The sequence below is a fragment of the Pseudomonas sp. BRM28 genome, from assembly GCF_002939405.1.
Classification (GTDB): domain Bacteria; phylum Pseudomonadota; class Gammaproteobacteria; order Pseudomonadales; family Pseudomonadaceae; genus Aquipseudomonas; species Aquipseudomonas palmensis.
Window position 1 is genome coordinate 3,489,095 of record NZ_PEFV01000001.1, and the last position, 13,581, is coordinate 3,502,675.

At 63.4% G+C, this 13,581-nt stretch carries 12 protein-coding genes; 4 read left to right on the top strand and 8 right to left on the bottom strand.

Features of this window, described 5'->3' with window-relative positions; all coding sequences use genetic code 11:
- Positions 1 to 22: 22 nt before the first annotated feature.
- Positions 23 to 991, top strand: a complete 969-nt coding sequence (locus CR917_RS16440; protein ID WP_043860843.1) for a glutathione S-transferase family protein — start codon at positions 23 to 25, stop codon at positions 989 to 991.
- Positions 992 to 1,083: 92 nt separating this feature from the next.
- On the opposite strand, the gene cysG is transcribed toward CR917_RS16440, so the two are convergent.
- The 6 genes from cysG to ftsK all read right to left on the bottom strand — a co-directional run bounded on the left by cysG (position 1,084) and on the right by ftsK (position 8,578).
- Complete coding sequence (cysG, locus tag CR917_RS16445) at positions 1,084 to 2,469, bottom strand: siroheme synthase CysG (protein WP_043860844.1); 1,386 nt, start codon at positions 2,467 to 2,469, stop codon at positions 1,084 to 1,086.
- A complete protein-coding gene (gene serS, locus CR917_RS16450; protein ID WP_043860845.1) occupies positions 2,470 to 3,750 on the bottom strand; it encodes a serine--tRNA ligase in 1,281 nt (426 codons plus the stop codon). It abuts the gene before it with no gap.
- Positions 3,751 to 3,767: 17 nt separating this feature from the next.
- Positions 3,768 to 4,142 (bottom strand): fluoride efflux transporter CrcB, encoded by a 375-nt coding sequence (crcB, locus tag CR917_RS16455; RefSeq protein WP_043860846.1) that lies wholly within the window; start codon positions 4,140 to 4,142, stop codon positions 3,768 to 3,770.
- On the bottom strand, positions 4,139 to 5,464 hold the full coding sequence (locus CR917_RS16460; protein ID WP_043860847.1) for a replication-associated recombination protein A: 1,326 nt from the start codon (positions 5,462 to 5,464) through the stop codon (positions 4,139 to 4,141). The genes crcB and CR917_RS16460 overlap by 4 nt, the downstream gene beginning before the upstream one ends.
- Positions 5,465 to 5,483: 19 nt before the next feature.
- Entirely contained in the window at positions 5,484 to 6,107 is a 624-nt protein-coding gene (lolA, locus tag CR917_RS16465; protein ID WP_043860848.1) for an outer membrane lipoprotein chaperone LolA, read from the bottom strand.
- A gap of 65 nt (positions 6,108 to 6,172) precedes the next feature.
- Positions 6,173 to 8,578: a DNA translocase FtsK gene (gene ftsK / locus CR917_RS16470; RefSeq protein ID WP_043860849.1), complete on the bottom strand. Its 2,406-nt coding sequence runs from the start codon at positions 8,576 to 8,578 to the stop codon at positions 6,173 to 6,175.
- Positions 8,579 to 8,919: 341 nt separating this feature from the next.
- On the opposite strand from ftsK, the gene aat reads away from it, so the two are divergent.
- The 3 genes from aat to infA all read left to right on the top strand — a co-directional run bounded on the left by aat (position 8,920) and on the right by infA (position 10,700).
- Positions 8,920 to 9,597, top strand: a complete 678-nt coding sequence (aat, locus tag CR917_RS16475) for a leucyl/phenylalanyl-tRNA--protein transferase (RefSeq protein WP_104572622.1) — start codon at positions 8,920 to 8,922, stop codon at positions 9,595 to 9,597.
- 75 nt (positions 9,598 to 9,672) lie between these two features.
- Positions 9,673 to 10,380 carry an arginyltransferase gene (locus CR917_RS16480; protein ID WP_043860851.1) on the top strand — a complete coding sequence of 236 codons (708 nt, stop codon included), beginning with the start codon at positions 9,673 to 9,675 and terminating at the stop codon, positions 10,378 to 10,380.
- Positions 10,381 to 10,481: 101 nt separating this feature from the next.
- Complete coding sequence (gene infA / locus CR917_RS16485; RefSeq protein ID WP_002553999.1) at positions 10,482 to 10,700, top strand: translation initiation factor IF-1; 219 nt, start codon at positions 10,482 to 10,484, stop codon at positions 10,698 to 10,700.
- Between the two features lie 130 nt (positions 10,701 to 10,830).
- Here the strand turns inward: infA and clpA are convergent, their stop codons facing one another.
- Entirely contained in the window at positions 10,831 to 13,101 is a 2,271-nt protein-coding gene (gene clpA, locus CR917_RS16490; protein ID WP_043860852.1) for an ATP-dependent Clp protease ATP-binding subunit ClpA, read from the bottom strand.
- A 30-nt stretch (positions 13,102 to 13,131) separates the two neighbouring features.
- The gene (clpS, locus tag CR917_RS16495) at positions 13,132 to 13,494 is read right to left on the bottom strand and encodes an ATP-dependent Clp protease adapter ClpS (RefSeq protein ID WP_043860853.1); all 363 of its coding nucleotides are present in this window, start codon (positions 13,492 to 13,494) and stop codon (positions 13,132 to 13,134) included.
- Positions 13,495 to 13,581: the final 87 nt, after the last annotated feature.

Here is a 13,581-nt window from a genome sequence, read left to right on the forward strand (position 1 = left end):
ACGAATCGCCAAGGAGACCACCATGGGCCTGTTGATCGATGGCCGCTGGCATGACCAGTGGTATGAAAGCAGCAAAGACGGCACCTTCCAGCGCGAGAACGCGCAGCGGCGCAATCAGCTGCCCGCAGCCGACGCCGGGCGCTATCACCTGTATGTGTCGCTGGCCTGCCCCTGGGCGCACCGCACGCTGATCTTTCGCACGCTCAAGGGCCTGGACAAGCTGATCGACGTGTCGGTGGTCAGCTGGCTGATGGGCGAGAACGGCTGGACCTTCGACACAGCCCTGGGTTCGACGGGCGACAAGCTCGACCAGCTTGAATTCCTGCATCAGCGCTACACCCGCGACGACCCGCATTACACCGGCCGGGTCACGGTGCCGGTGCTGTGGGACAAGCAGGAACAACGCATCGTCAACAACGAGTCGGCCGAGATCATCCGTATCTTCAACACCGCCTTCGACGGGCTGACCAGCAATCGCCTGGACCTTTACCCCGAGCCGCTGCGCGCGAGCATCGATGCACTGAACGAGCGGATCTACCCTGCCGTGAACAACGGCGTGTACCGCGCAGGCTTTGCGACTACGCAAAAAGCCTACGAGCAGGCGTTTGACGAGCTGTTTGCCGAGCTGGATGCACTGGAAAAGCTACTGAACGACCAGCGCTACCTGGCCGGCGAATACCTGACCGAAGCTGACTGGCGGCTGTTCACCACGCTGATTCGGTTCGATGCGGTGTATCACGGGCACTTCAAGTGCAACCTGCGGCGCATCGCCGATTATCCGAACCTGTCGAACTGGCTGAGGGAGCTGTACCAGTGGCCGGGAGTGGCCGAGACGGTGAACATGGAGCATATCCAGCATCACTATTACATGAGCCACAAAACCATCAACCCGAACGGGATCGTGCCCAAGGGGCCATTGCAGGACTTTGCGGCGCGACATGATCGGGAGCGGCTGGTGGGCCGGGGGATTTGGGACAAGACCAGTTTTTGATCAGGGGTTGAAGGGGCCCTTCGCCAGCAAGGCTGGCCCCTGCAGTGGGTCGCGTGTACCTGCAGGAGCCAGCCTTGCTGGCGAAGCTGTTGTTACTGAGCCCCTTCGAACCACGCCAGCTTCTCGCGAAGCTGCACCACCTCGCCCACGATCACCAGCGTCGGCGCATGCACTTCATGCTCCGCCACCAGTTGCGGCAGGTCGGCCAGGGTGCCGGTAAACACCCGCTGGTTGGTGGTAGTGCCCTGCTGCACCAGCGCCGCCGGCGTACTAGCCGCACGACCGTGACGAATCAGCTCGGCACAGATGGTCGGCAAGCCCACCAGCCCCATGTAGAACACCAGGGTCTGCGCAGGCGCCACCAGGTCATTCCACGGCAGGTTGCTGGTACCGTCCTTGAGGTGGCCGGTCACGAAGCGCACCGACTGGGCATAATCGCGATGGGTCAGCGGGATGCCGGCATACGCCGAGCAGCCGCTGGCCGCAGTGATGCCCGGCACCACCTGGAAGGGTATGCCATGCTCGGCCAGCTCTTCGATCTCCTCGCCACCCCGGCCGAAGATGAACGGATCGCCGCCCTTGAGGCGCAGCACGCGCTTGCCTTGCTTGGCCAGGGTCACCAGCAGCTGGTTGATCTGGTCCTGCGGCACACTGTGATCGGCACGGCGCTTGCCCACGTAGATGCGCTCGGCGTCGCGCCGGCACAACTCGATGATGGCGGGCGCCACCAGGCGGTCGTACAGCACCACATCGGCCTGCTGCATCAGGCGCAGCGCACGGAAGGTCAGCAAGTCCGGATCACCCGGCCCCGCCCCCACCAGGTACACCTCGCCCGAGGTCTGCGGCAGCGCGCCATCCACCTTGGCCTGCAGCAGGCGTTCGGCTTCGGCGCCCTGCCCGGCCAGCTGGCGCTCGGCAATCGGGCCCTGGAACACGTCTTCCCAGAACCCACGACGCTGGTTCACGTCGGGGTACAGTTCCTTGACCCGATGGCGAAAGCGCGCGGCCAGGCCGGCCAGTTCGCCATAGGCGGCAGGAATCCAGGTTTCCAGCTTGGCGCGGATCAGGCGTGCCAGCACCGGCGCATCGCCGCCGCTGGACACTGCCACCACCAGTGGCGAACGGTCGACGATCGCCGGGAAGATCACCGTGCACAAGGCCGGCGCATCCACCACGTTGACCGGCACACAGCGCTGGCGCGCATCGGCCGATACCTGGGCGTTGAGCGCCTGGTCGTCGGTGGCGGCGATGATCAGCTGGCAACCGTCGAGGTCGCTTTCGTGATAGCCGCGGGCCAGGGTCTGGCCGCCACTGGAGCGTGCCAGTTCGGCCAGTTGCCCCTCGATTTCAGGGGCAACCACCCGCAGCACGGCACCTGCATCGGCCAGCAGGCGAGACTTGCGCAGGGCAATCTCGCCTCCACCCACGACCAGCACCTGGCTGCCCCGCAGGTTGTGGAACAGCGGCAGGAACTCCATTTAACCGATGATCTCCAGGCCACCCATGTAAGGCTTGAGCACGTCCGGTACACGGATGCTGCCATCAGCCTGCTGGTAGTTCTCCAGCACTGCCACCAGGGTACGGCCTACAGCCAGACCCGAGCCGTTGAGGGTATGCACCAGCTCCGGCTTGCCGGTTTCCGGGTTGCGCCAGCGGGCCTGCATGCGGCGCGCCTGGAAGTCGCCGCAGTTGGAGCACGAGGAAATTTCGCGGTACTTGTCCTGGCTCGGCACCCACACTTCCAGGTCGTAGGTCTTCACGGCACTGAAGCCCATGTCGCCGGTGCACAGCGACAGTACGCGGTAAGGCAGCTCCAGCAGTTGCAGCACGCGCTCGGCGTTGGCAGTCAGGCCTTCGAGGGCTTCCATCGACTTGCCCGGCTCGACCACCTGGACCATCTCGACCTTGTCGAACTGGTGCTGGCGGATCATGCCGCGGGTATCGCGACCCGACGCACCGGCTTCGCTACGAAAGCACGGGGTGTGGGCGACGAACTTGATCGGCAGTTGCTTGGCATCGACGATTTCGCCGGCCACGATGTTGGTCAGCGACACTTCGGCCGTCGGGATCAGGTAGAAGTCGGCCTCGCCTTCGCGGCTGATCTTGAACAGGTCTTCCTCGAACTTGGGCAGCTGGCCGGTGCCTTGCAGCGCCGGGGCCTGTACCAGGTACGGGGTGTAGGCTTCCTCGTAGCCATGCTCGGCGGTGTGCAGGTTGATCATGAACTGCGCCAGGGCACGGTGCAGACGGGCGATCGGGCCGCGCAGCAGGGCAAACCGCGCGCCCGACAGCTTGGCTGCGGTCTCGAAGTCGAGGTAGCCGTTGCGCTCGCCCAGGGCGACGTGGTCCTGGATCGCAAAATCGAAGCTGCGCGGGGTGCCCCAGCGGCGCACTTCGACGTTGTCGTCTTCATCGGCGCCCACCGGTACGCTGGCGTCCGGCAGGTTGGGGATGGTCAGCAGGATAGCGTCCAGCTCTTCGCGGATACCTTCCAGCTCCACCTTGCCGGCAGCCAGTTCGTTGGCCATGCGCTCGACGTCGGCCATCAGCGGGGCAATGTCCTCACCCTTGGCCTTGGCCTGGCCAATGGATTTGGAACGGGCGTTACGCTCGGCCTGCAGCTGTTCGGTGCGGGTCTGCACAGACTTGCGGCGCTCTTCAAGTGCTTCGATGCGCGCGACATCCAGGCTGAAACCACGGGAAGCCAGGCGATCCGCCACTTCCTGAAGTTGGCCGCGTAACAGTTGGGAATCGAGCATTTCGTTTTCTCGCTGGTTCAGAATTTGGTCAAGGACAATCCGGCCCAGGTGGCGAGCAGGCCACCCACTACACTGAGGCTGGCATAGCCGAACGCCAGGGGCGCTTGCCCGCTTTCGAGCAGGCGTACGGTGTCCATGGAAAAGGATGAAAAGGTCGTCAGGCCGCCAAGGAAGCCGACGATCAGGCCTGCGCGCAGCTCGACCGGCACCAGCGGGCGATGCAGAAACAGCCCGTAGAGCAAGCCGATCAGCAGGCAGCCAATCAGGTTGACCGCCAGCGTACCGAGATAGAAGTGGCGTGGCCAGTGGGCATTGACCCAATTTCCCGCGGCAAAGCGCAGCAGCGTGCCGGCGATGCCCCCGGCGCTGACTGCGGCCACCAGGGCAATCATGGCTTCCTCCGCTGGCGCGGGCTCAGGCGATCGAGTTCGGCCAGGTGGCGCAGCTTCTCGCCGATCTTCAGTTCCAGGCCGCGAGGCACCGGCTGGTAGTACTGGCGCGGCGCGAGGTCATCGGGAAAGTAGTCTTCGCCCGCCGCATAGGCATCGGGCTCGTCGTGGGCATAACGGTACTCGTCGCCGTAGCCCAGCTGCTTCATCAGCTTGGTGGGTGCGTTGCGCAGGTGCAGTGGCACTTCCAGCGAACCATGCTCGGCGGCTTCGCGCAGGGCGGTCTTGAAGCCCATGTACACCGCGTTGCTCTTGGGCGCACAGGCCAGGTACGTAATGGCCTGGGCCACCGCCAGCTCGCCCTCGGGGCTGCCCAGGCGCTCCTGCACGTCCCACGCGGCCAGACACAGGCTCAGCGCACGCGGGTCGGCGTTGCCGATGTCTTCGCTGGCCATGCGCACCACGCGCCGCGCCAGGTACAACGGGTCGCAGCCGCCATCGAGCATGCGTGCGAACCAGTACAGCGCCCCATCGGGGTTGGAGCCGCGCACCGACTTGTGCAATGCGGAAATCTGATCGTAGAAGGCCTCGCCGCCCTTGTCGAAACGTCGACGGGTATCACCGAGCAGGCTTTGCAGCAGCTCCACCCCGATCTCGCTGCCGTCTTCGGCCAGGTCCGAGGCATTCTCCAGCAGGTTGAGCAGGCGCCGGCCATCGCCATCGGCGGCAGCCAGCAGCATCTTGAAGGCTTCGTCGCCCAGGCTCAGGTTGCGCTTGCCCAGGCCGCGCTCCTCGGTCAGTGCGCGCTCCACCAGGCGGTGCAACGCGGCTTCGTCCAGGCTCTTGAGCACATACACACGCGCCCGCGACAGCAGGGCGTTGTTGAGTTCGAACGAGGGGTTTTCGGTGGTGGCGCCGATGAAGATCAGCGTGCCGTCTTCCACATACGGCAGAAAGGCGTCCTGCTGCGACTTGTTGAAGCGGTGCACTTCGTCGACGAACAGGATGGTGCGCCGCCCGTACTGTGCGGCCTGCTGCTTGGCGATCTCCACCGCCTGGCGGATCTCCTTGACCCCGGCCAGTACGGCTGAAACAGTCTCGAAGTGCGCCTCGCAGAACTGTGCCAGCAAACGCGCCAGGGTGGTCTTGCCCACCCCGGGCGGGCCCCAGAAGATCATCGAGTGCAGCGCGCCCTGCTCCAGTGCCTCGCGCAGCGGCTTGCCGCGCGCCAGCAGGTGCTGCTGGCCGACGTATTCGTCCAGGTTGGCCGGGCGCAGGCGCGCGGCCAAGGGCTGGGCAACAGGGTCACTTCGAAACAGGTCCATGGACGCGGGCTTGACCTCTTTACTCTTGAATCACGTCGGCGCCTTCAGGCACGACGAACTTGAATTTGCTCGCCGGGATCGGCTCATTGGCCTTGACCCCGCTGAACAGGATGTTGGTGCGCTGGCCGACGCTGTCGATCAGTTGCATATCGTTCACCAGCCCCTTGCGGAAGGACAGGCGCAGCGAGTCGAACAGGGTGTCCTTGGTTTTGGGCTTGAGCGTGAAATCGATCACGTCACCCTGTTGCTTGGAGGTGATATCGAAGCTCTGGCTGATTTTCGAGATATCACCCGACAACAGCAAGGCCGGCGTTTCGGTCAGACGCTCGTCGAGCTTCTTGATGGTCGCCTGCTCCAGGTCCGGGTCCCACAGGGTCACCTTCTTGCCGTCCGACACCACCACCTGCTCGGCAGGCGCATCGGTGTGCCAGTAGAACAGACCAGGGCGCTGTACCGCCATCTGACCGGTGGTTTCCTGCAACTGGGTGCCGCTGCCATCGAGGGTCAGTTGCGAGAAACCGGCAGAAATGGTCTTGGACGTCTCCAGCAATTGGGTCAGGCTTTTGACGTCCGCCTCTGCGGCGAAAACCGAAGCGCTGGACAGGGCCATGGCGGAAACCAACAGCATGCGAATCAGGCGCATGGAAATCCTCGTTGCAGTAGGGGTGGGCCGGCGGCCGTCAATGGCCGCCGGCAGATAAGGAATCATCAGTCGCGCATCGGTCCGGGCGCAATCACTTCACGCGAACCGTTGGTGTTCATGGCAGTGACCACACCGGCCATTTCCATCGCCTCGATCATGCGGGCGGCACGGTTGTAGCCGATCTTGAGCTTGCGCTGTACCGCGGAAATGGAGGCACGACGGCTTTCGAGCACGAACTGCACGGCCTCGTCGTACAACGCGTCGGTTTCGGCGTCATCGTCACCGCCACCACCACCGCCCCCATCGAAGCCGCTGCCGGCCTCTTCGACACCGCTGAGGATGTCGTCGTTGTAGTCCGGGGCGCCGCGCAGCTTCCAGGCCTCGACCACGCGGTGAACCTCTTCGTCGGACACGAAGGCGCCGTGCACGCGAATCGGCAGGCTGGTGCCCGGCGGCATGTACAGCATGTCACCATGGCCCAGCAGTTGTTCGGCGCCGCCCTGGTCGATGATGGTGCGCGAGTCGATCTTGCTCGATACCTGGAACGCCATGCGGGTCGGGATGTTGGCCTTGATCAGGCCGGTGATCACGTCCACCGACGGACGCTGGGTGGCCAGGATCAGGTGGATACCGGCAGCCCGCGCCTTCTGCGCGATACGGGCGATCAGTTCTTCGACCTTCTTGCCGACGATCATCATCATGTCGGCGAATTCGTCCACCACCACCACGATGGTCGGCAGGGTCTTGAGCAGCGGCGGCACGTCATCCATGCTTTCGCGCTTGAACATCGGGTCGTAGATCGGCTCGCCCGCCTCTTCGGCGTCCTTGATCTTGCGGTTGAAGCCGGCCAGGTTGCGCACGCCCATGGCTGCCATCAGCTTGTAGCGGCGCTCCATCTCGGCCACGCTCCAGCGCAGGGCATTGGCGGCGTCCTTCATGTCGGTGACCACCGGGCACAGCAGGTGCGGGATGCCTTCGTAGATCGACAGCTCGAGCATCTTCGGGTCGATCATGATCAATTTGGCGTCTTCGGGGCCGGACTTGAACAGGATCGACAGGATCATCGCGTTCACGCCCACCGATTTACCGGAACCTGTGGTACCGGCCACCAGCAGGTGCGGCATCTTGGCCAGGTCGGTGATCACCGGCTTGCCGCCGATATCGTGCCCCAGGGCCATGGTCACAGGCGACTTGGCCTCGTCATACTGCGGCGACGACAGCACCTCGGAGAAGCGCACGATCTGGCGGTCTTCGTTGGGAATCTCGATACCCACCGTGGTCTTGCCCGGGATCACTTCGACCACGCGCACGCTGGTTACCGCCAGCGAGCGCGCCAGGTCCTTGGCCAGGTTGGCGATGCGGCTGACCTTGACCCCGGCGGCCGGCTGGATTTCGTAGCGGGTGATCACAGGGCCGGGGTGGATCGAGTCCACCGACACTTCAACCCCGAACTCCTTGAGCTTGATTTCCAGTAGATGGCCCACGCCCGCCAGAGACTCTGGCGAATAGTTGACCTTCTTCTTCTCGGCCGGGTCGAGAATCGAAATCGGCGGCAGCGTGCCTTCGATGGCGCTGTCGACGAACAACGGCGCCTGCTTTTCCTTCTGCACGCGCTTGCTCGGCTCTGGCGCCTTGGCCGGCGCCGGCATGATCACCGGTGGCACATGCTGCTCGCGTTCGGCCACATGCTTGCTCAACGCGGTATCGCGCTCGATGATGCGTTCCTTGGCCTTGAGCTGCTCGCGGCGGTCGGGCACCACAGGCGCCACCACGTCGTGCACCTGCTCGTCGACTTCACGCAGTTGGGCAACCAGGCGCTTGCGCTCGTTGCGCCCGGCCCACCAGCGGTTGGCCGCCCCCTGGAACAGTTCGAACAGGTCGAGGGTGATCTTGCCGGTGATGTCCATCACCTTGAACCACGACAGGTCGGTGAACACGGTCAGGCCGAACAGGAACAGCGCGATGAACATCAGGGTGCTGCCCTGCACGTTCAGCGCGTTCTTGGCCAGGTCACCCAGGCTTTCGCCCAGCGCGCCGCCCGCCGAGGCCGGCAGGCTCGGGGCCGAATGGAAATGGATATGCGCCAGCGCGGCGCCCGACAGCACCAGGAACACCAGGCCGATCAAACGCCAGGAGAACAGCCAGCCGCTCCACTGCCAGGGCTGATGACGTTCGCGGAAGATCTGCCAGGTCTTGATCGCCAGCAGCAACGGGAAGATATAGGCGAAATAGCCCAGCACCATGAACAACACGTCGGCAAAGAACGCCCCGGCGCGACCGGCGGCGTTCTGCACCTGCTCGACATTGCTGGTATGGCTGAAGCCCGGGTCGGCCTGGTCGTAGGTGAGCAGGGCCATCCACAGGTACAGGCACAGCGCGCCCATGGCGATCAGCGCACCTTCCTTGAGCCGGTAGTGCAGCTGCTGGCGCCAGATCGGCTCGGGGTTGGGTGTTGCGGTGGATTTCTTCAAAACGCGTCTATTCCTGCGCTCAATGCGCGTCCAACAGGGGTCGACCGGGCGACCGGGTCAACAAACCACTACTTTTAACATTACTGCCCGCCTGCCGCCATGACGGCACGCCGGAACGAGGCGTAAACGGGGGCCAATTTCCTATACGGCAATTTGAGCACGCATTCTCTTTTGTGACAAAGGCTTATGCGGGGTTTTTGCGTAGTTGGGACAGCATAGTGCAGGTTAAGTTGCGCCGCCCGCCAACGCCGGCGGGGCAACGGCAGGCGCCGGCCTTGCCGACGAAGCCTTTTGCGGCGATCCTTCCCCTCCCCTCCTCCACCGCACGGCGACCCACCTCCATGCTGACCTGGCTGAGCCGCAACAACCTGGACTTCCCGCCCCTGGAAAAGGCCCTGCACGAACCCAACGGCCTGCTCGCCGCCGGCGGCGACCTGAGTGCCGAGCGCCTGGTGCAGGCCTATCGCCATGGCTGCTTCCCCTGGTACCAGGACGGCCAGCCGATCCTGTGGTGGTCGCCCGACCCGCGCACCGTGTTGTTCCCGGACGAGCTGCACGTGTCGCGCTCGCTGCGCAAGGTCATTCGCCAAGGCCGCTATCAGGTCAGCTTCGACCAGGACTTTGCCAGCGTGATCAGTGCCTGTGCGGCGCCTCGCGACTATGCCGACGGCACCTGGATCACCGACCCCATGCAGGCTGCCTACCTCACGCTGCACCAGCAGGGCTTCGCCCACTCGGTGGAAGTGCGCGAAAACGGCGAGCTGGTGGGCGGGCTCTACGGCCTGGCCATGGGCCGCCTGTTCTTTGGCGAATCGATGTTCAGCCGCGCCGATAACGCCTCCAAGGCGGGCTTCGTGCACCTGGTGGAACACCTCAAGGCGGCCGGCTTCGTGCTCATCGACTGCCAGATGCCCACCAACCACCTGCACAGCCTCGGCGCCCGCGCCATCGCTCGCAGCGCCTTTGCCGAGTACCTGCGCAACTACCTCGACCAGCCGGCCAACGTCAGTTGGGCCTGACGTCCTGGCGTTTGCTAGGCGAGTTTTCACAGCTGGCTTACACTTAATCCAAACGCACCTCCCGAGGGGTTGATCATGACAGAGCTGGCGCGGTTGAAGTTTTATGCCACTCAACCCCATGCCTGCAGCTACCTGCCAGACGAGCAAGCCACCACGCTGTTTCTCGACCCGAGCCAGCCAATGGACGCCAACGTCTACGCAGACCTGTCGGAAATGGGCTTTCGTCGCAGCGGCGACCACCTGTACCGCCCGCATTGCCAGAACTGCAATGCGTGCGTACCTGCGCGCATTCCGGCGGCTCGCTTTACGCCCAATCGCCAGCAGAAGCGCATCATCAAGCGCAACGCCGACCTGGTAGTGACCCCGGCACGCCCTCGGTTCAACGAAGAATACTTCGAGCTGTACCGCCGCTACATCGAGCAGCGCCATGCCGACGGCGACATGTACCCGCCCAGCCGCGACCAGTTCTCCACCTTCCTGGTCCGCGACCTGCCGTTTTCACGCTTCTACGAGTTTCGCCTGGACGGCAAGCTGCTGGCGGTGGCGGTCACCGACCTGCTGCCCAACGGCGTATCGGCGGTGTACACCTTCTACGAACCCCAGGAAGAACGGCGCAGCCTGGGACGTTTCGCGATCCTCTGGCAGATCAGCGAAACCCTGCGCCTGGGGCTTGAAGCGGTCTATCTCGGGTACTGGATCAAGAACTGCAAAAAGATGAATTACAAGACCCAGTACCGCCCCATCGAGCTGCTGATCAATCAACGATGGGTCACGCTTAACTGAAACCCTTGGCTTGAACCCCATTTTTCGGGCACAATGCACGCCACTTTTTAGCCTGGCGCAGTTGCACCGGGCCGGCAACTGGACACCGAGGGCTTTACTGCATGTCGAAAGAAGACAGCTTCGAAATGGAAGGCACTGTCGTCGACACCCTGCCCAACACCATGTTCCGCGTGGAGTTGGAAAATGGGCACGTCGTTACCGCGCATATCTCCGGCAAGATGCGCAAGAACTACATCCGTATTCTCACCGGCGACAAGGTCCGCGTCGAACTGACGCCTTATGACCTGAGCAAAGGGCGCATCACCTACCGCGCCCGCTAAACGCTACACACAAGAACGCCCGGCCAGTGCCGGGCGTTTTTGCGTGCCTGCCTGAAAAGCCTCGCCGGCCAGGCCGACCCCTACCAGGGCTGCATCACCCCGCAGGAGCCGGCCGTGCCGGCGAACGCGATCAGGCCATCTCGGCCGTGGTCTCGAAGTCGAACACCAGCTCGCCATCGCGCAGGTCGATGTGCACCACGCCGCCATGCTCGGCCAGCTCGCCAAACAGGATCTCTTCGGCCAGCGGCCGCTTGATCTTGTCCTGGATAAGCCGCGCCATGGGCCGCGCACCCATCTGCGCATCGTAGCCACCGGCTGCCAGGTAGCTGCGAGCAGCATCCGACACCTCCAGCAGTACGCGCTTGTCTTCCAGCTGGGCCTGCAGTTCGGTGAGGAACTTGTCGACCACGCTCTTGATCACTTCGTGGCTCAGGCGACCAAACTGGATGATGGTGTCCAGGCGGTTGCGGAACTCCGGCGTGAAGCTCTTCTTGATCACTTCCATCGCGTCGGACGAGTGGTCCTGATGGGTAAACCCGATCGAGGCCCGTGCCGCAGTCTCGGCGCCGGCGTTGGTGGTCATGATCACGATGACGTTGCGAAAGTCCGCCTTGCGCCCGTTGTTGTCGGTCAGGGTACCGTGGTCCATCACCTGCAGCAGCAGGTTGAAGACTTCCGGGTGAGCCTTCTCGATTTCATCGAGCAGCAGCACGCAATGTGGCTGCTTGGTGATGGCTTCGGTCAACAGGCCGCCCTGGTCGAAACCGACATAGCCCGGAGGCGCACCGATCAGGCGCGACACGGTGTGACGCTCCATGTACTCGGACATGTCGAAACGCACCAGCTCGACCCCCAGCGCCTTGGCCAGCTGACGCGCCGCCTCGGTCTTGCCGACCCCGGTAGGGCCTGCAAACAGGAACGAGCCCACCGGCTTGTCCGGCGCCTTCAGGCCGGCACGCGACAGCTTGATGGCGGTGGCCAGCGAATCTATCGCGGCATCCTGGCCAAACACGGTCAGCTTCAGGTCGCGCTCCAGGTTGCGCAGCAGCTCCTTGTCGGAACTGGTGACGTGCTTTGGCGGAATGCGCGCAATCTTGGCGACGATGTCTTCCACCTGCTGCACATCGATGCGCTTGACGCGCTTCTCTACCGGCTGCAGGCGCTGGTACGCCCCCGCCTCGTCGATCACGTCGATGGCCTTGTCCGGCATGTGACGGTCATTGATGTAGCGCGCTGCAAGCTCCGCTGCGGCACGCAGCGACTCATCGCTGTACTCGATGCTGTGATGGGACTCGAAACGCCCCTTGAGGCCGCGCAGGATGCCGATGGTGTCTTCCACCGACGGCTCGCTGACATCCACCTTCTGGAAGCGCCGCGCCAGGGCCCGGTCCTTCTCGAAGATGCCGCGGAACTCCTGGAACGTAGTCGAGCCGATGCAACGGATATCACCCGAAGACAGCAGCGGCTTGAGCAGGTTGGACGCATCCATCACCCCGCCCGATGCCGCACCGGCGCCGATGATGGTGTGGATTTCGTCGATGAACAGGATCGCCTGCGGACGCTTGCGCAGTTCGCCGAGCAGCGCCTTGAAGCGCTTCTCGAAGTCGCCACGGTACTTGGTACCGGCCAGCAAGGCGCCCAGGTCCAGCGAATAGACCACGCTCTGGGCCAGCAGGTCAGGCACCTGACCGTCGACGATACGCTTGGCCAGGCCTTCGGCGATGGCGGTCTTGCCCACCCCGGCCTCGCCCACCAGCAGCGGGTTGTTCTTGCGCCGACGCGCAAGGATCTGCGCCACGCGCTCGACCTCGGTCTCGCGTCCCACCAGCGGGTCGATACGCCCCTGGCGTGCCAGTTCGTTGAGGTTGCTGGCATAGGCATCCAGCGGATTGCTCGAGGACGAGGCTTCGCCGCCGTCTTCATCCTGCATGTCCTGCTCGCCGTCCTGGTGTTCGCCATGGCCCGGCACCTTGGAGATGCCGTGGGCGATGTAGTTGACCACGTCGATTCGCGCGACACTTTGCTGTTTGAGCAGGAACACCGCCTGGCTTTCCTGCTCGCTGAAGATCGCCACCAGCACATTGGCGCCGGTGACTTCACGTTTACCCGAGCTCTGTACATGGAACACGGCACGCTGAAGCACCCGCTGGAAGCCCAGGGTTGGCTGGGTCTCGCGGTCTTCATCATGCACGGGGATCAGTGGCGTGGTGGAGTCGATGAACTCCTGCAGGTCGTGCTTGAGCTTGTCGAGGTTGGCTCCACAGGCACGCAAAACGGTTGCGGCGGCCTCATTATCCAAAAGCGCCAGCAGAAGGTGTTCGACGGTCATGAACTCATGACGCTTCGAACGGGCCTCCTTGAAGGCCAGATTGAGGGTGACTTCGAGCTCGCGGTTTAACATAGCTTCACCTCATACCCAAGTGGTCGGCGATTAACCGTCCTTCTCGATTTCACAGAGTAGCGGATGCTGGCTTTCCCGGGCGTATTGGTTGACCTGCATGGCCTTGGTCTCGGCGATGTCGCGGGTAAACAATCCGCACACTGCCCGCCCTTCTGTATGGACGGCCAGCATGACCTTGGTCGCCAGCTCGCGATTCAGGTTAAAAAACACCTCGAGCACTTCGACGACGAAATCCATCGGTGTGTAGTCATCGTTGAACAAAACCACCTTGTACATCGGTGGTGCCTGCAGCGCGGGCTTGGCTTCCTGTACCGCCAGACCAGAGCCATCGTCCTCATCCTGCTGCGGGCGATCCTGATTGAATGTTAGTCGAATCTGGCTATGTGCATGCATGGAAAGAAATTCATCATTTCGACAGGTTAAGGTTGAATGTGGACCGCCTGGCCACACGCCGGAACGGCCGTCGCCTGACCTTGACTA

Coding starts and splice junctions, on each gene's coding strand:
- crcB (WP_043860846.1), bottom strand. CDS start 4,142: ATGATTGCCCTGGTGGCCGCAGTCAGCGCCGGGGGCATCGCCGGCACG.
- CR917_RS16440 (WP_043860843.1), top strand. CDS start 23: ATGGGCCTGTTGATCGATGGCCGCTGGCATGACCAGTGGTATGAAAGC.
- cysG (WP_043860844.1), bottom strand. CDS start 2,469: ATGGAGTTCCTGCCGCTGTTCCACAACCTGCGGGGCAGCCAGGTGCTG.
- CR917_RS16460 (WP_043860847.1), bottom strand. CDS start 5,464: ATGGACCTGTTTCGAAGTGACCCTGTTGCCCAGCCCTTGGCCGCGCGC.
- clpA (WP_043860852.1), bottom strand. CDS start 13,101: ATGTTAAACCGCGAGCTCGAAGTCACCCTCAATCTGGCCTTCAAGGAG.
- aat (WP_104572622.1), top strand. CDS start 8,920: ATGCTGACCTGGCTGAGCCGCAACAACCTGGACTTCCCGCCCCTGGAA.
- infA (WP_002553999.1), top strand. CDS start 10,482: ATGTCGAAAGAAGACAGCTTCGAAATGGAAGGCACTGTCGTCGACACC.
- serS (WP_043860845.1), bottom strand. CDS start 3,750: ATGCTCGATTCCCAACTGTTACGCGGCCAACTTCAGGAAGTGGCGGAT.
- clpS (WP_043860853.1), bottom strand. CDS start 13,494: ATGCATGCACATAGCCAGATTCGACTAACATTCAATCAGGATCGCCCG.
- CR917_RS16480 (WP_043860851.1), top strand. CDS start 9,673: ATGACAGAGCTGGCGCGGTTGAAGTTTTATGCCACTCAACCCCATGCC.
- lolA (WP_043860848.1), bottom strand. CDS start 6,107: ATGCGCCTGATTCGCATGCTGTTGGTTTCCGCCATGGCCCTGTCCAGC.